Annotated in this window: 15 protein-coding genes and 2 tRNA genes; 11 read left to right on the forward strand and 6 right to left on the reverse strand. The window is 66.5% G+C overall.

Features of this window, described 5'->3' with window-relative positions:
- Positions 1 to 18: 18 nt before the first annotated feature.
- Entirely contained in the window at positions 19 to 2,604 is a 2,586-nt protein-coding gene (gene pepN / locus QGN32_RS20240; protein ID WP_326546045.1) for an aminopeptidase N, read from the reverse strand.
- Between the two features lie 54 nt (positions 2,605 to 2,658).
- Positions 2,659 to 3,042 carry a DUF732 domain-containing protein gene (locus tag QGN32_RS20245; protein ID WP_326546046.1) on the reverse strand — a complete coding sequence of 128 codons (384 nt, stop codon included), beginning with the start codon at positions 3,040 to 3,042 and terminating at the stop codon, positions 2,659 to 2,661.
- Between the two features lie 193 nt (positions 3,043 to 3,235).
- Between QGN32_RS20245 and QGN32_RS20250 the strand changes: the two genes are divergently transcribed.
- Genes QGN32_RS20250 through QGN32_RS20260 form a run of 3 tightly spaced genes read left to right on the forward strand, consistent with a single transcriptional unit; the run spans position 3,236 to position 5,202 of the window.
- Positions 3,236 to 3,874 (forward strand): mycothiol-dependent nitroreductase Rv2466c family protein, encoded by a 639-nt coding sequence (locus QGN32_RS20250; RefSeq protein ID WP_326546047.1) that lies wholly within the window; start codon positions 3,236 to 3,238, stop codon positions 3,872 to 3,874.
- Between the two features lie 45 nt (positions 3,875 to 3,919).
- Entirely contained in the window at positions 3,920 to 4,393 is a 474-nt protein-coding gene (locus QGN32_RS20255) for a ribose-5-phosphate isomerase (RefSeq protein ID WP_326546048.1), read from the forward strand.
- A 2-nt stretch (positions 4,394 to 4,395) separates the two neighbouring features.
- Positions 4,396 to 5,202 (forward strand): Fpg/Nei family DNA glycosylase, encoded by an 807-nt coding sequence (locus QGN32_RS20260; protein WP_326546049.1) that lies wholly within the window; start codon positions 4,396 to 4,398, stop codon positions 5,200 to 5,202.
- Positions 5,203 to 5,287: 85 nt separating this feature from the next.
- Here the strand turns inward: QGN32_RS20260 and QGN32_RS20265 are convergent, their stop codons facing one another.
- Both QGN32_RS20265 and QGN32_RS20270 read right to left on the reverse strand, forming a co-directional pair.
- On the reverse strand, positions 5,288 to 6,058 hold the full coding sequence (locus tag QGN32_RS20265; protein ID WP_326546050.1) for a DUF1542 domain-containing protein: 771 nt from the start codon (positions 6,056 to 6,058) through the stop codon (positions 5,288 to 5,290).
- Positions 6,059 to 6,270: 212 nt separating this feature from the next.
- Positions 6,271 to 9,774, reverse strand: a complete 3,504-nt coding sequence (locus QGN32_RS20270) for a hypothetical protein (protein WP_326546051.1) — start codon at positions 9,772 to 9,774, stop codon at positions 6,271 to 6,273.
- 205 nt (positions 9,775 to 9,979) lie between these two features.
- Between QGN32_RS20270 and QGN32_RS20275 the strand changes: the two genes are divergently transcribed.
- The gene (locus QGN32_RS20275; RefSeq protein ID WP_326546052.1) at positions 9,980 to 10,525 is read left to right on the forward strand and encodes a hypothetical protein; all 546 of its coding nucleotides are present in this window, start codon (positions 9,980 to 9,982) and stop codon (positions 10,523 to 10,525) included.
- A gap of 159 nt (positions 10,526 to 10,684) precedes the next feature.
- Complete coding sequence (locus tag QGN32_RS20280) at positions 10,685 to 12,274, forward strand: methyltransferase regulatory domain-containing protein (protein WP_326546053.1); 1,590 nt, start codon at positions 10,685 to 10,687, stop codon at positions 12,272 to 12,274.
- A gap of 70 nt (positions 12,275 to 12,344) precedes the next feature.
- Here the strand turns inward: QGN32_RS20280 and QGN32_RS20285 are convergent.
- A tRNA-Gly gene (locus tag QGN32_RS20285) sits at positions 12,345 to 12,415 on the reverse strand.
- A gap of 154 nt (positions 12,416 to 12,569) precedes the next feature.
- On the opposite strand from QGN32_RS20285, the gene QGN32_RS20290 reads away from it, so the two are divergent.
- The 5 genes from QGN32_RS20290 to clpX all read left to right on the forward strand — a co-directional run bounded on the left by QGN32_RS20290 (position 12,570) and on the right by clpX (position 17,089).
- Positions 12,570 to 12,643, forward strand: a tRNA-Pro gene (locus tag QGN32_RS20290).
- A 50-nt stretch (positions 12,644 to 12,693) separates the two neighbouring features.
- Positions 12,694 to 14,121 carry a trigger factor gene (tig, locus tag QGN32_RS20295; RefSeq protein WP_326546054.1) on the forward strand — a complete coding sequence of 476 codons (1,428 nt, stop codon included), beginning with the start codon at positions 12,694 to 12,696 and terminating at the stop codon, positions 14,119 to 14,121.
- A 107-nt stretch (positions 14,122 to 14,228) separates the two neighbouring features.
- A complete protein-coding gene (locus QGN32_RS20300; RefSeq protein ID WP_326549177.1) occupies positions 14,229 to 14,831 on the forward strand; it encodes an ATP-dependent Clp protease proteolytic subunit in 603 nt (200 codons plus the stop codon).
- Between the two features lie 32 nt (positions 14,832 to 14,863).
- Complete coding sequence (locus QGN32_RS20305) at positions 14,864 to 15,490, forward strand: ATP-dependent Clp protease proteolytic subunit (protein WP_326546055.1); 627 nt, start codon at positions 14,864 to 14,866, stop codon at positions 15,488 to 15,490.
- 318 nt (positions 15,491 to 15,808) lie between these two features.
- Positions 15,809 to 17,089, forward strand: coding sequence for an ATP-dependent Clp protease ATP-binding subunit ClpX (gene clpX / locus QGN32_RS20310; RefSeq protein ID WP_326546056.1), 1,281 nt, complete (start codon positions 15,809 to 15,811; stop codon positions 17,087 to 17,089).
- 152 nt (positions 17,090 to 17,241) lie between these two features.
- Here the strand turns inward: clpX and fdhD are convergent, their stop codons facing one another.
- On the reverse strand, positions 17,242 to 18,078 hold the full coding sequence (gene fdhD, locus QGN32_RS20315; protein WP_326546057.1) for a formate dehydrogenase accessory sulfurtransferase FdhD: 837 nt from the start codon (positions 18,076 to 18,078) through the stop codon (positions 17,242 to 17,244).
- Positions 18,079 to 18,184: 106 nt separating this feature from the next.
- On the opposite strand from fdhD, the gene QGN32_RS20320 reads away from it, so the two are divergent.
- Positions 18,185 to 18,331: a hypothetical protein gene (locus QGN32_RS20320; protein WP_326546058.1), complete on the forward strand. Its 147-nt coding sequence runs from the start codon at positions 18,185 to 18,187 to the stop codon at positions 18,329 to 18,331.
- Positions 18,332 to 18,411: the final 80 nt, after the last annotated feature.

Genomic DNA, 18,411 nt, shown 5'->3' on the forward strand with positions numbered 1-18,411 from the left:
CGGCTGTACTTGCCGTAGCTAGCGCCCGTCGAAAGCCCTTGCGCGCAGCGCTCGTTGCACCCCTGCACGGCCCTCGACCACCAGGCGGCGCAGTGGCGGCGGTACTTGCGGATCGGCGAGGAATGTGTCTGCGGCGTCCAGCCCCTCCTGGCTGATGTCCCAACCCGGGTACAAGCCGATGACGACGGTCTGGGCCACCTCGCTGGACCGTCGCTGCCACACTCCCGAGATCGCGGCGAAGTACTTGGTGCGGAACGGCTGCAGCAGTTCCTGCTGACCCGGTTGCACGAAGCCCCCGATGATCGCGCGCGCGGTGATGTTGGCGAGCGTGTCGTCCTCGATCACCTGCTGCCACGCCGCCTCTTTGACCGCTGTCTGCGGGCGCGCCGCGGACGCCGCCGCTGCGTGCCGCCGCCCGGCGGCGGTCGGGTCCCGCTGCGCCTCGGCGTCGATGATCGGCGTTCCCGGTCCGTCATGGTCGATCCGGCCGGCGGCGGCCAACGCGGTGACGATGCGCCAGCGCAGATCGGTGTCGACCGCCAGCCCGGTCAGGCCGACCTGGGCGGGATCGCCATCCAGCAGCGCGGCCAAAATCGCGGTGTGCCGCAGGTCCAGCACCGACGCGCACAACGCGTTGACGAACGCCAGCTGATGATCGGAACCTGGCTCGGCGTCGCGGGCCAGTTGCATTAGCCGGTCGGCGAATTCGGGCCAACCCTTTTCGCGTGCCCATCCGGGTTCGGCGTAGGAGCGAAGCGCGGTCTGCGCCTGCAGCAGCAACCGCTGCGCCACCCCGACCTCGGTCTCGGCGTGCACGCCGCGGCCCACCAGGGCGACGAAGTCGCGCGCCCGCAGCTCCGCCTCGCGCGTCATCTCCCACGCCGCCGACCACGCCAGCGTGCGCGGCAGCGGCTCGGCGATGTCGGCGATCCTCGTCAACACCGTCTGAAGCGAGTCCTGGTCCAGTCGAAGCGAGCAGTACGTCAGATCGTCATCGTTGACGAGGATCAACTTGCCTCGCGAGCTACCTTGTAACGCAGGCACTTCCGTCGCGGAACCCTCGATGTCGAGTTCTTCGCGACGCACCCGCACCAGCTTGCCGGAGCCGTCGTCGTCGTATATCCCGACCGCGAGGCGATGCACACGGGTCTCCCCGGCACCGGGAGCGGCGCCGCTCTGGTTGATCGCGAAGCGGGTGAACCGTCCGTCGGCGTCGAGGCCGAAGTCGGGCCGCAACGTGTTGAGGCCGGTCGTCTTGAGCCACTGCCTGCCCCAGCCCGACAGGTCCCGGCCCGACGCCTTCTCCAGCGCACCCAGTAGGTCACCGAACGTGGCGTTGGCGAAGGCGTAATCGCGGAAGTAGTCACGCAACCCCGACAGGAATTCCGCCTCGCCGACATAGGCGACCAACTGCTTGAGCACGCTGGCGCCCTTGGCGTAGGTGATCCCGTCGAAGTTGACCTCGACGGCCGCCAGATCCGGGATGTCGGCGGCCACGGGGTGGGTGGAGGGCAATTGGTCCTGCCGATACGCCCACGACTTCTCCACGTTCGCGAACGTCGTCCAGGCCTCGGTGTACTCGGTGGCCTCGGCTTGGCACAGCACTGAGGCGAACGTGGCGAAGGACTCGTTGAGCCACAGATCATCCCACCACTGCATGGTGACCAGGTCGCCGAACCACATGTGCGCCATCTCGTGCAGAACGGTCTCGGCGCGGCGCTCGTACGACGCCCGCGTCACCTTGCTGCGGAAGACGTAGTCCTCGAGGAACGTCACCGCGCCCGCGTTCTCCATCGCGCCGGCATTGAACTCCGGGACGAACAGCTGGTCGTACTTGCCGAACGCATACGGCACGCCGAAGTTATTATGGTAGAAGCCAAATCCCTGCTTGGTCTCGGTGAACAGCCGCTCGGAATCCATGTGCTCGGCCAGCGACGTGCGGCAGAACAACCCGAGCGGGATGTCACCGTGGTCGTCACTGTAGACGTCGTCCCAGCGCGCATACGGGCCCGCGATTAACGCCACCAGGTACGTGCTCATGCGGGGCGTCGCGGCGAATGTGTGGCGCTTGGCCACGCCGGCGTCCTCGACATTGACGGTGGCGCCGTTTGACACCACCTCCCAGTGCGGCGGCGCGGTCACCGTGACGTCGAAGGTAGCCTTCAGGTCGGGTTGGTCGAAGCACGCGAACATCCGCTTGGCGTCGGCGGTTTCGAACTGCGAGTACAGATACACCTCGCCGTCGACAGGGTCGACGAACCGATGCAAGCCCTCACCGGTGTTGGAGTAGCGGCAGTCGGCGTCGACGACGACGACGTTGTGTGCGGCCACGCCGGTCAGCGGAATACCCGTGGATTCGTCGTAGCCCGAGACGTCGATGTCGCGCCCGTTGAGGGTGGCGCGGTGAATGGTGTCGGCCGCGATGTCGAGGTAGGTGTTCGCGCCGGCGAGCGCGTCGAACTCGACGGTCGTCGTGGACCGGAATGTGCGCTCGCCGGGCTTGCCGCCGCCGTCGGTGAGGTCGAGGGCGATTCGGTAACTGTCGACCGTGACGAGAGCGGCGCGTTCGACGGCTTGGTCGCGAGTCAGGTTGGGAAGTGCCACGCGACCAACTTATAGGCCGCGCTGCCCGTCGGCGCGTCTCAGGCCGACTGCGGCCTACAGGCCCGGTATCGCGCGCGCCGCGGGCAGCCAGTCCCGCACCGTGCCGTTACCCACCGACGCCAACATCTGCGGGCAGTACGTCGTGATCGCGATACCGGTGAAGAAGGCGGCGATATCCGGCGGGATGCCGCTGTCGGCCACCTGTGTGTACACCTTCGCGATGTTCTTGCCCGGTTCGACGAGCAGGGGGCATACCGATTCCCCGAGCGCGACCATGTCCACCGGGTTGTTGATCGGAACTCCCGCGCCACGGACGGCGGTCAGGAAGGCGTCGTCGGCCGGGTCGGCCTGTGCCGGCGCGGCGAGCGTCGTCGCGGTCGCCGCTAGACCTACCCCTAGCGCCAGCGCACATACTCGAAGATCGACGTATTTGTTCACTTCGGTAACGATTCTTCACATTGGTCACATCGGGAACACGATCCGATCACCGTTTGCACTCTTAGGCGTTTCTCATTTCGCGCTCCGCGACGCGGAGGGCTATGGGTACGCGGCCCCGGGGAACACTTCGCTTGCCGCCACAGTTGTCACAATTGGCCTCGTCTGCCCACTCGTGCCCGCGGAAGGATCCGTCATGTCCGAAAAGCCTGAATCCGATGTCGCCGGCCGTCCGGCTCCCGTCGCCGATTTCTGGTTCGATCCGCTGTGCCCGTGGTGCTGGATCACCTCACGGTGGATCCTCGAGGTCGAGAAGGTTCGCGACATCGACGTGAATTTTCGCGTGATGAGCCTCGCGGTGCTCAACGAGGGTCGTGACCTACCCGAGGAGTACCGGGAGGCGATGAAGAAGGCGTGGGGTCCGGTGCGCGTGGCGATCGCCGCCGAACAGGCCGAGGGCCGGCAGATCCTCCCGCCGCTGTACACCGCGATGGGCACTCGCATCCACGATCAGGGCAACCAGGACTTCGACGTGGTGATCAAGGAGTCCCTGGCCGAGGCGGGTCTGCCCGCCGAGTTGGCCGAGGCCGCCGACACCGACAAGTACGACGAAGCGCTGCGCAAGAGCCACCACGAGGGCATGGACGCGGTCGGCGAGGACGTCGGAACCCCGACCGTTCACGTCAACGGTGTCGCATTCTTCGGGCCGGTGCTGTCGAAGATCCCACGCGGCGAAGAGGCCGGCAAGCTCTGGGACGCCTCGGTGACGTTCGCGTCCTACCCGCACTTCTGGGAGCTCAAGCGCACTAGGACCGAGCCGCCACAGTTCGACTGATCGCGCTCGCCGGGCCGGTCGACGGCGTCTGCCACAATGACCGCCATGCGCGTCTACCTGGGAGCCGATCACGCCGGCTTCGACCTCAAGCAGGTCATCATCGAGCACCTGCGCAGCACTGGCCATGAACCGATCGACTGCGGAGCCTTCGTCAACGACCCTGAGGACGACTACCCGGCGTTCTGCATTGCCGCCGCGGAGAAGACGGTGGCCGATCCAGGCAGCCTCGGGATCGTGCTCGGCGGTTCGGGCAACGGCGAGCAGATCGCGGCCAACAAGGTTCCCGGCGCGCGGTGCGCGTTGGCGTGGAGCGTCGAGACGGCGCGACTGGCACGCGAGCACAACAACGCCCAGCTGATCGGCATCGGCGGACGGATGCACACCGCCGAAGAGGCGTTGGCGATCGTCGACGCGTTCTTGAGCACGGCGTGGTCGGAAGCCGAACGGCACCAACGCCGTATCGACATCCTCGCCGAGTACGAACGCACCCACGCCGCACCGCCGGTGCCCGGCGCCTAGGGATGCCCGAAGGGCACACGCTGCACCGGCTGGCCCGATTGCACCAGCGCCGTTTCGCTCGCGCGCCGGTGATGGTCTCCAGCCCGCAGGGCAGGTTCGTCGACGGCGCGGCTGCAGTCAGCGGGCGGGTACTCAGGAAGGCGACCGCCTGGGGTAAGCATCTGTTTCACCACTACGAGGGCGGTCGGGTCGTGCACGTCCATCTGGGTCTGTACGGCACCTTCACCGAGTGGGCGCTGCCTGTGGAAACGACACCGCCGCTGCCGGTCGGACAGGTGCGCATGCGGATGATCGGCGCCGAATACGGCACCGATCTGCGGGGGCCGACGGTCTGCGAGGTGCTCGCGGAGCCGGAGATCGCCGACGTGATCGCCCGACTCGGCCCCGATCCGCTGCGCCGGGACGCCGACGCGTCGCTGGCGTGGACACGAATACGTAAGTCGCGCAGGCCGATTGGGGCGCTGTTGATGGACCAGTCGGTGATCGCCGGGGTGGGCAACGTGTATCGCAACGAGCTGCTGTTCCGGCACCGCATCGACCCGCACCGGCCGGGCACGCGGATCGACGAGAGCGAGTTCGACGCGATGTGGACCGACCTTGTCGCGCTGATGCGAATCGGGCTGCGGCGCGGCAAGATTCACACCATCCGTGCCGAGGACGACCACGGGCTGCCGGCCTACGGCCCGGGCCGGCCCCGCACCTATGTGTACCGGCGCGCGGGTGAGCCGTGTCGGCTCTGCGGGACCGAGATCCGCACCGAGGTGTTGGAGGGGCGCAACCTGTTCTGGTGCCCGACCGACCAGACTTAGCTCAGTAGCCGCCGAAAGTGAGCTTGTGAGCGAGAACTCCGCCGATTCGCCTGCAGATGTTCAGTTTCGGCGGAGGACGCACGGGTCAGAAGCCGCCGAAGTCGCCGAAGCCGCCGAAGTCGCCACCGCCCCAGTCGCCGCCGTCGCCACCCCAGCCGCCGTCGCCGGCGAAGTCGCCGCCCTGGTCCTGCCCCTGATCGAAGCCCTGGTCGTACCCCTGTGCGAAGCCCTGCTCGTAACCGGTTCCGTGCATGCCGGAGAACAGTGCGTCGAACAGCAGCACCGAACCCAGGCCCCAGGCGCCGGCGACAAGCGCGGGTTTCCACCACGGCTCGGAATACCACCCCGCCGGAACGGGACGCCCGGCGACACGGCCGCCGGGATAGTAGTTCGGAGTGCGCTCGGACGGCGAGGGCGACGCCTCGATTTCGCGGCCCTCGAAGTTGACCCTGCGGTCCTCGGTCACCGCGCCGGCCGACCGCTGACCGGCCAGAGTCTCAAGTTCGGGTCCGGGATCCATGTCCATCGCGATGCGCGCGGCGCGTACGTAGTAGAGGCCTTCGAGCGCGCTCTCCTTGGCGAGCAACGCCTGCTTCGAAGTGCTGGCCTGGTCGATCTGCGACCCGGCGGCGGTGTAGCGCTCAGAAGCGTCGGCCAACGCCTGTTTCGATGCTTCGTCGGTGCCGGTCAGGTTGATCACCTGCCCGCCGAGGCGTTCGATGACGCGGCGGGCGTCGGCCTTCGCGTCCTGAAGGGAAGCGGCCTTCCGACGGTCCGAAGCCTTCATCGCCGCGTAGGCGACCACGCCGAGAGCGACGATGACCAGTACGACAAGGACGAGCAGAACGCCGTTCATGGCGTCCAGCCTACCGACAGGAAACGGCCAGATAGGGGCCGCGGACCGGTCGTCGACCAGGCCAGGAGCGGCTCAGCGCCGCTGCCGATCACGGGACCGACCCCCTCACGGCCCAGAGCGGTGCCCTCGGTGCCACGCGCGATGGCGACCGCAGGGGGTGCGCGGCGGCCGCCCTCCATCGAACCGACCGCCCGCCACTGGCTGGCTTGGAGTTAACCGCCGGTGCTACCGGATCCGCCGTTCGAGCCGCCGCCCGACGTGCCTCCGGTTCCGGGGTCCGAGCCGCCGCCTGACGTACCGGTGCTTCCGGTTCCGGCGGTCGAGCCGGTGACCGACGCACCGGTGTCTCCGCCAGAGGTGCCATTGCCTTTTTTGCCGCCGCTCGTCACGCGATCGACCACATTGTCAATGGCCTTGGAGATCGGATTGTCTCGAATAGTGCTGCGAAGGTCACCCCTGCCGCTCTCGGAATTTGCGCCGGTCTGACCGGGAGTGAAGAGGTTGCCGCCGGTTCGGACGCCGAGCCTCGGCTTCTTCGGGCTGGCGACTTCTTGCTCGGCCTCATCGCCGCCACTGACGCGCGCGGTGTTGACAGTTGGCGCCTCGGTTTCCGTTGACGCCCCCGAAGCATTCAGCCCCGAGGGCAGCAGGTCCGTAGGAAGCGAGATCGCGGGGCCGTCGAAGCCGGGGATGCTCCCGACGCCACCGGGTCCGCCGGTCGCCGAAACGAGACCGATTGCACCGCCGCCTGGGCCGCCTACGCCGGTGATGTCGCCCGGTCCGCCGTCGCCACCCGCGCCGCCTACCGCGGCCAGGAGCGCTTCCGACCAGCCGCCGAAACCGCCCGCGCCGCCGAAGAGGCTGCCCGCACCGCCGTCGCCGGCATCGCCGCCAAAGCCGAGGCCGAGGGCAAGGCCGTTGCCGCCGAATCCGCCGAGCCCACCGATCAGGCCGCCGTCGCCGGCATCTCCGCCCTGGCCGCCAACGGACAGAATCGAATTGGGGAGGAACGGGAAGCTCGAACCGAGTGATCCGGCGTTGCCGCCGAAGCCGCCGAGGCCACCGATGAGGCTGCCGTATCCGCCTTCACCGCCCGGGCCGCCGGTTTCGACGGTGAGGTTGGCGGGATCGAGGATGCTGCCAAAATCGAGGTCGCCGAATAGACCGCCGAGCGGGTTGTCCTCAGCATCGGCTGGCTCATAGCCGAGGAGACCGAAGAGGCTGCCGAGGCTGAAGACGCCCTTGCCGCCTTGGCCGCCTGTGCCGCCGAACAATCCACTGCCACCATCGCCACCCGCAGCATCGCCCTCGGTGTTGATCAGGGCGGCGAGACCAGCAAGGTTGTTCAGGTCGATGCCCTCGAGACCACCCTCGGCGAGGGCTTCGAGATCAATGAGGTCGAACGGGTTGGAGTAGTACCGGGTGCCGCCGTTGCCGCCCCTGCCGCCGACGATTGCGCCGTCGCCGCCGTCGCCACCGTCCCCCGCATTAGCGTGGCCGAGCGGAAGGGCAACGGGAAGCGGAGTTGCCGGAAGGACTTGACCGATCAGAGGTAGTGAGATCGGGCCGACCGTAAACTTCGCGCTTCCGTTGCCGCCAACAGCGTCCCCACCATCGCCGCCGCGTCCACCGAACAAAGTGGTATCGCTGCCGGGCAGGTTGCCGCCGCCAGCACCGCCGTCGCCTGCGTTGCCCGTGAGGCTGCCTTCTGCGTCGCCGCCGCGACCGCCTCCGCCGCCGAACAGGCCACCGCCGCCCGCTCCACCGAGACCGCCGTTACCCGTGCCAACGGGCACATCGCTCGCGCTGATTGGAAGGCCAAGGGTGAGAGACCCGAGAAGGGGAATGTTTCCGATCGTGACCGGGTAGGTGCCGTCGACATCCGCGGTCCCATCTGAGGTGCCCGTTCCCCCAGCACCGCCTCTGCCTCCGAGCAGAGCTCCGAAGCCGCCCGTGCCGCCGTTGCCGCCCGTGCCCGTGAACGTGCCGTTGCCGGCGCCGCCGGCGCCGCCGGCACCCCCGAACAGCTCACCGGAACCTGCAGATCCACCAGCCCCACCTTTGCCGACACCGTTACCGCCTGTGGCTTTGACGTCGGCGCTGGACGGAATGCTGATGGTGAAGTCGCCCAAGGCATCACCGAGGAGGTCGGTGACCAGAGACGGAATCTCGACCTTGGCCGTTGTAGGCCCTTGCCCTGTGCCCGTGCCGATTCCGCCGGTGCCACCTCCGCCACCGAAGCCGAACAGCCCGGTGTTTCCGCCAGCGCCCCCGCTGCCGCCTAGACCGAGCAGTCCGCCCGTGCCATTGCCGCCAGTACCCCCGCGGCCACCGTTGCCCGCCAGTGGGCCACCCTCGCCGCCGGTGCCACCGCCCCCTCCTGTGCCGGTTGAGGTATTGGATACGGTAAGCCCGTCGCCGCCCGCACCGCCAGCACCACCGCTGCCGACGAAACCGCTGGCACCGCCTGCGCCACCCGAGCCCCCGTTTGCGGGTCCGGCCGCGAAGCCTGCGACTTCGGTAATTGTCGGATCGCCGGAGTTCCTCCAACTTGAGAAGATGCTAGATCGTGTCCGCTTCTGTGTGCTGGTGGTGACGAGGGTGGCGGAGCCGTTGTTGACGCCGCTGGCGCCTGCCCCGCCTGCTCCGCCGCGGCCAAAGATGCCCGCACCGGCGCCGCCGTCACCACCGGCTCCGCCATTGGCGGCGTTGACTCCGGAGACCGTGGTTCCCGTTCCGCCGGCGCCGCCGGTCCCACCGGTGCCGAACAGGGCTCCCGCGGCACCACCGGTGCCGCCTGCACCGCCGGTAGCAATACCTGCCTCGACAACCGAAGTGGTTGTGGTGACGACCTGCCCGGTTGTGGACAACACGGGCTCATTCGTCACCTTCACCGGAGTCCCGGCGACCAGTCCGCCGCCCTTCGATTCAGCGGCGCCGCCGACACCGGCCGCGCCACCATTCCCGAAGAGGCCAGCCGTGCCGCCGTTGCCGCCGCGCCCACCCGTGGCGTTCCCACGGGTGCTGGTCGCTGCGCCGCCCGCGCCGCCAACCCCGCCAGACCCGAAGAACGCCCCGCCTGCACCGCCGTTGCCGCCGGCAGAACCGAGCGCGTTAGACGTGCTTATGGGATCGGTGATTGCGCTAGCTAAGCCTGCCCCACCAGTTCCGCCTCTGCCGAAGAGACCTGCGGCCCCACCGTCACCGCCCCGACCGTCGTTGAACGAGGCAACCCCCGCGCCACCGACGCCGCCGCTGCCGAACAGCCCGGCGTTGCCACCCGTACCGCCGTTGGCGCCGGCGCCGCCGTTGCCGAGCAGTAGACCGCCATTGCCGCCGTTGCAGGAAGCGCCGCTGCCGCACGTTTCCGCATCCGCGTCAAGGCCATTGCCGATGAGCAGGCCGCCGGGGCCGATGAGGTTGGGGGCGCCGTAGCCCGCGAGCGCTGCCTGCGGGCCGGCCGCGAAGTTGCTCAGCAGATCAGCGCTGCTGCCGACCGTCTCGCAGGTGGCATCGCCTTCAGCGCATGGCGCAGCCTGAGCGGTACCGGTATTGCCGCCGGTAGTCACGCCGAACCCGAACGTGCCCGCGGTGACGGCCGCGCTGAACAAGGCGCCGCTCGCCATCCGCTTGGCGGTCAGATTCTTGGGGGCGGCGTGCTTGGGCCTCCTCGCCCGAAGTGCCGGCGGTGCAGCGTCGTACGACGGCTCGATCACTTAACTGGTTCTCCCCTGGATAGTGCGTCAACGACGCTCCACTTAGCCGGTAGCAAAAGCTCATCGTGAGCGTAGCAAACACCTCAACGCGCAGCTAATATTTTCTCAGAAAAGAACTTCGTGGTGATCCCTTGCGTGTCAACTTCCGTCAGGTCGACAGATGCCAGTGCGATGCTGATCGCTGAAGGTCGTTACGATCGCTGCTATGTCAGACGAACCTGTGGAAAATCCTCCGAGCCCTGCCGCGCCGGCAACGAGGCGGAAACGCAACAACGACACCGGCGCCCGCTCGTCGATTGCTCTGGGTTTGGTCGCGCTTCTGGCGGTCGCGGCGATCGGCCTGAGCGCGTGGGCTCTGGTGCGCTCCTTCAACGGATCCGAGACGAACTACAGCGACTCCCAGCGCGCCGACGCAAAAGCTAAAGTCTGTGGTGCTTTTGACACGGTCCGGCGCGGCGTATCCCGCAACACCAATCTCGTCGCCCCGGGCGGTGAGGGCGACGTTACCGGCAATCTCGCGGTCGCCGCGAACGCACGCATGGCCCTCTATAACGGCGGGTTGTACCTGTTGGCGAGGCTGGACCCGGCGACACCAACGGAGTTGGCCGACGAGGTACGCGGGTTCGCGGACAATCTCATGGACATCGCCGCGGCGGCAACTGCGGGCTCGCAGGATGCCGATCCCGATCAAACTGCGCGGTTGAAGGAAGCAGACGCCGCGAACACCAGAATCGGTGAACTTTGCGCCTAGGCGGACCGAGCACCCTCCCGCACACTCTCTCGATTGCTGTAGCAAATCTTGTCGCTACGGACTGCCTTGCAGACACCTGGTGCGGTAAGCCGAGGGTGTATTTGCCGCTGTTGCGGTCAACCGTTGCAGGTTGTTGATCGAGGCTGAGAGGTGAGCGCGATGGATGATGCAGTGGATCGACTGCGTGCGGACTACGACGCTGTGCCCTACGAGTCGTACGCCTTTCCGCAGACTACCCCGGAACATCTGGCGGCGGTCGCCCACGTTTTCGGTCTCGACACGCCCGCGGTGTCCACGGCGAGGGTGTTGGAGATCGGCTGTGCGGCAGCGGGGAACCTTATTCCCTTCGCCGCGAACCATCCGCACGCACATGCGGTCGGTATCGATCTGTCCCGAACCCAGATCGACGAGGGGCGCCGACGTACTCAAGCGCTCGGGCTCGGGAACGTCGAACTGTACCGCGGTGACATTGCCGCAATGGATCTGACGGCGTTGGGGCAGTTCGACTACATCATCTGCCACGGCGTCTACAGCTGGGTGCCAGAAAATGTTCAAGAGGCAATTCTGAGGTCGTTCGGCGACCTGTTGGCTCCGGAAGGCGTGGCATACATCAGCTACAACGTCTACCCGGGCTGGAAGGCCAAGGAGATCGTGCGCGATGCGATGCTCCTGCGCGGCGGCGACAGGACGCATCCGGCAGAGAAGCTCAGCTATGCACGGGGCATGATCGACTTCCTTGAACAGGTGGCGCCCGCAGACAGTGTCCTGGCCAGGGCACTCGCCGATTTCCGAGCCGAGCGCAGTCACGCCAACGACTTCTACATGCTGCACGAACAGCTCGAAACGGTCAACGCCCCATGCTATTTCCTGGACTTCGGCAGACGCACCGAGCCCTACCGGCTGGCATACCTCGCCGACGCGGAACCCCAGACCATGTTCGCCCGCAACTACGGCGAAAAGGTGGCAGTGCCGCTGCTAAAGGAGTGTGGACACAGCCAGGTGCTGGTCGAGCAGTACCTCGACTTCGTGGCGAACCGCACGTTCCGGCAGTCGTTGCTGGTGCGCGGGAAGCGCGGGCCGCAGATCAGTTACAACCTGGACCGCCGACGGTTCGACGGACTTCACTTCGCGGCGTGGCTGCCGCCCGCGGATACGGAGCCCCGCCTGGACGACTCGCAGCAGGAGTACGGCGAGTCGCCACGGAATCTGTTCACCCGGCACCCGGGCGTGAAGGCGGCGCTTCGAGCGCTGAACGCCTGCTGGCCCTGGACGCTGTCGCGGCAACAACTGCTCGACGAGGTCGATTCGGAACTTGACCGGGCCGGCGTCGCGCCTGCCTCCGACCAGGACGAGCGAATCAACGACCTGCTTGAAGCGTTGATCATCCGTGGGCTCGTCCGCTACCGACTCGAACCCGTGGCGCCGGGACCAACGGATTCGCCGTTGCGTCTGCGCGAGCCGGTCAGGCGCATGGCGGAGTTGGCGCTCAAGGATGGGAAACCTTATGCCGTCAACGTGTGGCACGAGGGCGTATACGTGTCGCCCGTGGACAGCTACCTCTTGCCGTTGTTGGACGGCAGCCGGGACCGGGACGCGCTGGTGGCCGAACTGATCCGCCTGGCCCGCGCCGACATCATCAGATTCGAGCGCGACGGCCGAAGGCTCTCCGGTGAGGAGGAGTTGCGTGATGCGGCAGCCGAGTGGTTCGACACGCTGCCGCATCGCCTGGCTCAGATGAAACTCTGCTGACCGACAGCGACGACTCACGTTCAGTCGTGCCGTCCTCGGCGAGTCGACGACGCACATGCGGCGGTCTCAGAGCGGGCGACGGGAATCGAACCCGCGTAGCTAGTTTGGAAGACTAGGGCTCTACCATTGAGCTACGCCCGCGTGCACAGCAAGACCAGATCGTACCGGCGGCTGCCAAATCAAATCCAATTGAAGGCCTCGCGTGTCCAGCCCGTAGTATCTCGCGTGGTCGTTCCGTGTTTTCGCGGGCGGCCGTGCGGGCGCAGCGATGAGCGCTTGCGCGAAGAGCAGAACACGGGGTGTAGCGCAGCTTGGTAGCGCATCCGCTTTGGGAGCGGAAGGCCGCAGGTTCAAATCCTGTCACCCCGACTGCAACACCGACGAACACCAGATCCACCCGGAATAACGAGGAGCAGATCGTGAAGAGCACCGTCGAGAAGTTGAGCCCCACGCGGGTTCGCATCAACGTGGAGGTGCCCTTCACAGAGCTCGAGCCTGACTTCGACCGCGCGTTCAAGCAGTTGGCCAAGCAGGTCCGGTTGCCCGGCTTTCGGCCCGGCAAGGCGCCGCGCAAACTGCTCGAGGCTCGCGTCGGCCGCGAGGCGATGCTCGACCAGGTCGTCAGCGATGCCCTGCCCGGCCGATACAGCGAGGCGGTGACCAGTTCCGAGGTGCAGCCGCTGGGCCAGCCCGAGATCGAGATCACCAAGAAGGAGTACGGCGAGGACCTCACCTTCACCGCCGAGGTCGACATCCGGCCCGAGATCGATCTCCCCGATCTGTCCGAGCTGAAGGTGACCGTCGACGCGATCGAGGTGACCGACGAGGAGGTCGACGCCGAGCTGCAGACGCTGCGTGCGCGCTTCGGCACGCTCAAAGGTGTGGAGCGCGCCGCGGAGAACGGCGATTTCGTCTCGATCGACCTGTCCGCCACCGTCGACGGCAAGGATTTGCCCGATGCCGCCACCGAGGGCCTGTCCCATGAGGTCGGGTCGGGTCAGTTGGTGGACGGTCTCGATGAAGCCATCGTGGGCCTCAAGGAGGAAGAGACCCGCGTCTTCACCACCAAACTGGCCGCGGGTGAGCATGCCGGCGAGGACGCGCAGGTGACAGTCACCGTCAAGTCCGTCAAGGAGCGCGAGCTGCCGGAGCCCGACGACGATTTCGCCCAACTGGCCAGCGAATTCGACACCATCGACGAGCTCAAGGAGTCGCTCGTCGACCAGGTTCGCCGGCGTAAGCGCGTCCAGCAGGCCGAGCAGATTCGCGACAAGGTGCTCGAGACGCTGCTCGAGCAGGTCGACGTCCCGCTGCCGGAGAACGTGGTGCAAGCGCAGATCGACGACGCGTTGCACAACGCGATTCACGGTCTCGACCACGACGAGGCTCGTTTCGCCGAGGCGCTGGAGGCCCAGGGCAGCAGCCGGGAGGAGTTCGACGCCGACAACCGCAGCAACGCGGAGAAGGCCGTCAAGACCCAGTTGCTCGTCGACGCGGTGGCCGACAAGCTCGACGTCCAGGTCGGCCAGAACGACATCACCGAGCGCCTGGTGCTGATGTCGCAGCAGTACGGCCTGCAGCCGCAGCAGCTGTTGCAGTCGCTGCAGCAGAACAACCAGCTGCCAGGGTTGTTCGCCGACGTGCGTCGTGGGGTTGCGGTCGCCGAAATCGTCGAGGGCGCCACCGTCACCGACTCCGACGGCAATGTGGTCGACACCGCAGAGTTCTTCGGTCGAGCCGAAGCGCAGACCGAGGAAGCCGCCGATGAGGCCACCACCGACTACGAGGACACCGGAGAGGCCACCGAACAGGCCACCGCGGACGAGGAGTCGGCCGACGCGAAGTGACGCTGTGAGCGAACGCGGCCCGTCTCGGGACTGCGTGCCGCCACGGGTTCGTTAGTGTCGGTGAGTATCAAGCTCTTGAAGAAAGCAGGTATCCAGTCGTGACCCACATGCGTGGCGCCTCACAAGGCCTCAACCTTGTCGACTCGGTCTATGAGCGGTTGCTGGCGGAGCGGATCATCTTCCTGGGCTCACAGGTCGATGACGACATCGCGAACAAGCTCTGCGCCCAGATTCTGCTGCTGTCCGCCGAAGATCCCACCAAGGACATCCATCTCTACATCAACTCGCCCGGCGGCTCCATCAGTGCCGGTATGGCCGTGTACGACACCATGGTGTTGGCGCCGTGCGACGTCGCCACTTACGCGATGGGCATGGCCGCCTCGATGGGTGAGTTCCTGCTCGCTGCGGGCACGAAGGGTAAGCGCTACGCCTTGCCGCACGCCCGGATCCTGATGCACCAGCCGCTCGGCGGCATCACCGGTGGCGCGGCCGACATCGCGATCCAGGCCGAACAGTTCGCGGTCATCAAGAGGGAGATGTTCCGGTTGAACGCCGAGTTCACCGGGCAGCCCATCGAGCGGATCGAAGCCGACTCCGACCGCGACCGCTGGTTCACCGCGCAGGAAGCCCTCGAGTACGGCTTCGTCGACCACATCATCACCAGCGCGAGCGTCAACGGCTCGGGACCAGGAGCAGGACTAGACAAATGAACCGTGACATCCAACCGCCCCACGGCGGAGCCGTGAATCAGCCTTTCGCCCGCTACATCCTGCCGTCGTTCATCGAGCACTCCAGCTTCGGTGTCAAGGAGTCCAACCCGTACAACAAGCTGTTCGAGGAACGCATCATCTTCCTCGGCGTGCAGGTCGACGACGCGTCGGCGAACGACATCATGGCGCAGCTGCTGGTGCTCGAATCGCTGGATCCCGACCGCGACATCACGATGTACATCAACTCGCCCGGCGGCTCGTTCACGTCGCTGATGGCGATCTACGACACCATGCAGTACGTCCGTGCGGACATCCAGACCGTGTGCCTCGGCCAGGCCGCTTCGGCGGCCGCGGTGCTGCTCGCCGCGGGCACTCGCGGTAAGCGCATGGCGCTGCCGAACGCCCGCGTGCTGATCCACCAGCCCGCGCTCGCCGGCGTCATCCAGGGCCAGTTCTCCGACTTGGAGATCCAGGCCAAGGAGATCGAGCGGATGCGCACGCTGATGGAGGTGACGCTCGCGAACCACACAGGCAATACGCCCGAGCAGATCCGCAAGGACACGGACCGCGACAAGATTCTGACCGCCCAAGAGGCCAAGGAATATGGCGTCATCGACACCGTTCTGGAGTACCGCAAGCTGTCCGCCCAAACCGCCTAGATCGATCGGCCGCCGTCGCGGACACCCACGACGGGGTCAGGCTCAGGGCCAAGCGGCGGTCACCTCGGGTTCGCGTCGACATGGGTACTCTCGATCGGGTAACGGCGGCGACACGCCAAAGACACGGGCGCGCGTTCGGCAGGGTCCGAGGGTCGTCAGGCGATATGTTGTCGCGAACACAGATGAATACCATCGACGCGATTCGGCTTTATCAGTCGCCTCGCGCCGGAATCAACGGGTAGCGTCGGGTTCACCACCCGAGGTGACCGGGAGAAGAAGCTTCAACACCGACTGCGAGGAAAGTAGGGCCCCACCACCATGGCGCGCATTGGAGACGGCGGCGACCTGCTGAAGTGCTCGTTCTGTGGCAAGAGTCAGAAGCAGGTCAAGAAACTGATTGCGGGTCCTGGCGTCTATATCTGCGACGAGTGCATCGATCTCTGCAACGAGATCATCGAAGAGGAACTCGCCGACGCGGACGACGTGAAGCTTGACGAATTGCCTAAACCCGCGGAGATCCGCGATTTCCTCGAGGGCTACGTCATCGGTCAGGACACCGCCAAGCGCACGCTGGCCGTGGCCGTCTACAACCATTACAAGCGCATCCAGGCGGGGGAGAAGACCCGCGATTCACGCTCCGAGCCCGTCGAACTGGCCAAGTCCAACATTCTGATGCTCGGCCCGACCGGCTGTGGCAAGACCTACCTCGCGCAGACGCTGGCGAAAATGCTCAACGTGCCGTTCGCGATCGCCGACGCCACGGCGCTGACGGAGGCCGGGTACGTCGGCGAGGACGTCGAGAACATTCTGCTCAAACTGATCCAGGCCGCCGACTATGACGTCAAACGCGCCGAGACAGGCATCATCTACATCGACGAGGTCGACAAGATCGCCCGCAAGAGCGAGAACCCCTCGATCACCCGCGATGTGTCCGGTGAGGGTGTCCAGCAAGCGTTGCTGAAGATCCTCGAAGGCACGCAGGCGTCGGTGCCCCCGCAGGGCGGCCGCAAGCATCCGCACCAGGAGTTCATCCAGATCGACACCACCAACGTGTTGTTCATCGTCGCGGGCGCTTTCGCTGGTTTGGAGAAGATCGTCTCGGACCGCGTCGGCAAGCGCGGGCTGGGCTTCGGCGCCGAGGTGCACTCGAAAGCCGACATCGACACAGCGGACCACTTCGCCGAGGTGATGCCCGAGGACCTGATCAAGTTCGGGCTGATTCCGGAGTTCATCGGCCGACTGCCGGTCGTGGCGTCGGTGACGAACCTGGACAAGGACTCGCTGGTGCAGATCCTGTCCAAGCCGAAGAACGCGTTGGTGAAGCAGTACACGCGGCTGTTCGAGATGGACGGCGTCGAGCTCGAGTTCACCGACGAGGCGCTGGAAGCCATCGCCGATCAGGCCATCCACCGCGGCACCGGTGCTCGCGGTCTGCGCGCCATCATGGAAGAAGTCCTGCTGCCGGTGATGTACGACATTCCGAGCCGCGACGATGTCGCCAAGGTGGTCGTCACCCAGGAGACCGTGCAGGACAACGTGCTGCCGACCGTCGTGCCGCGCAAGCCGTCGCGCCCCGAGCGCCGCGACAAGTCCGCCTGACGACGATCAAGCGCGAGGGACGAGCCGCGTTGACGAGTGCAGTCAAGCCAGCCTGACCCCTTTCCCTTGCGTCGAGATCGACGGTATGGCTGCATCGCGAGCCGGATCGCGACCATTACGTCGGTCCCGACGGCCGTGCTGCTGGACCGCAGTCAGCGTTCTAGCCGGTCCGCACGTGTGTACACATTCATCGAATCACCGCGGAGAAACGCCACCAGCGTCAATCCGGACTGGCTGGCCAAGTCGACGGCCAGCGAGGACGGCGCCGACACCGCGGCCAACATCGGGATGCCCGCCATCACGGCCTTCTGCGTCAATTCGAACGATGCGCGACCACTGACCAGCAGCACGGTCCCGGTGAGCGGTACGCGGCCTTGCTCGACCGCCCAGCCGATGACCTTGTCGACGGCGTTGTGCCTGCCCACATCTTCGCGCACGGCCAACGTGGTGCCGTCGGCGTCGAACAGGGCGGCGCCGTGCAGGCCGCCGGTGCTGGCGAAGACCTTCTGCGCCTTGCGCAATCGGGCCGGAAGTTGCGAAAGCGTCGCCGCGGTGACGGTGGTCGGATCGTCGCCCGGGGCGTAGCGGCTGCTCAACCGGACCGCGTCCAGTGACGCTTTGCCGCAGACTCCGCATGAAGAGGTCGTGTAGAAGTTGCGCGTGACGTCGACATCGGGCGCGCGGACGTGCGGCGCCAGCGTAACGTCCAGCACGTTGTAGTTGTTCTGCGGAGAACCCGAGTCCTGCGCGTCCACCCCCTTGCAATACCGCGCGCAGATCACGTCCTCACGCCGATCGATGACGCCTTCGGTGAGCAGGAAGCCTTGCGCCAGTTCGACATCGGCACCCGGTGTGCGCATCGTCACCGTGATGGGCGCGCCGTTGACGCGAATCTCCATCGGCTCCTCGACGACGAGAGTGTCAGACCGTGCCATCGCGGCGTCCGCGGTCACATGCTGTACCCGCCGCCTGGCTGTGACCCGACCCATAAGCCAAGCCTAGAGCGAGGCGGCACCGGCAACGTTTCACTGATGTTCATTGACGTGCCGGGCCGGCGAGGCGGCGCCCACGCCGAACAGACGGCACAATGTAGGCGTGCATCACGAACTCGAACCGACCCGCCACATGCCGGCCTGGCGTGACCCGCTGTCGGCCGGTTTCCGCGCGCACCGCCACCTGCTGCTACTGCGCCTGCGTTGGCACGAACGGCGCGCGGAGGCCCCGGCTGCCCGCAGTCGCTAGCGGAGGCGCCCGCAGGGGTGCTAGCTACTGGCTACTGATCGGTAGCTATTTTCCTTAGGATTTTTGTCTCGCGAGCGTGA

The organism is Mycolicibacterium sp. ND9-15 (genome assembly GCF_035918395.1).
GTDB lineage: Bacteria > Actinomycetota > Actinomycetes > Mycobacteriales > Mycobacteriaceae > Mycobacterium.

Coding starts and splice junctions, on each gene's coding strand:
- QGN32_RS20250 (WP_326546047.1), top strand. CDS start 3,236: ATGTCCGAAAAGCCTGAATCCGATGTCGCCGGCCGTCCGGCTCCCGTC.
- QGN32_RS20255 (WP_326546048.1), top strand. CDS start 3,920: ATGCGCGTCTACCTGGGAGCCGATCACGCCGGCTTCGACCTCAAGCAG.
- QGN32_RS20260 (WP_326546049.1), top strand. CDS start 4,396: ATGCCCGAAGGGCACACGCTGCACCGGCTGGCCCGATTGCACCAGCGC.
- QGN32_RS20265 (WP_326546050.1), bottom strand. CDS start 6,058: ATGAACGGCGTTCTGCTCGTCCTTGTCGTACTGGTCATCGTCGCTCTC.
- QGN32_RS20275 (WP_326546052.1), top strand. CDS start 9,980: ATGTCAGACGAACCTGTGGAAAATCCTCCGAGCCCTGCCGCGCCGGCA.
- QGN32_RS20280 (WP_326546053.1), top strand. CDS start 10,685: ATGGATGATGCAGTGGATCGACTGCGTGCGGACTACGACGCTGTGCCC.
- QGN32_RS20300 (WP_326549177.1), top strand. CDS start 14,229: ATGCGTGGCGCCTCACAAGGCCTCAACCTTGTCGACTCGGTCTATGAG.
- clpX (WP_326546056.1), top strand. CDS start 15,809: ATGGCGCGCATTGGAGACGGCGGCGACCTGCTGAAGTGCTCGTTCTGT.
- fdhD (WP_326546057.1), bottom strand. CDS start 18,078: ATGGGTCGGGTCACAGCCAGGCGGCGGGTACAGCATGTGACCGCGGAC.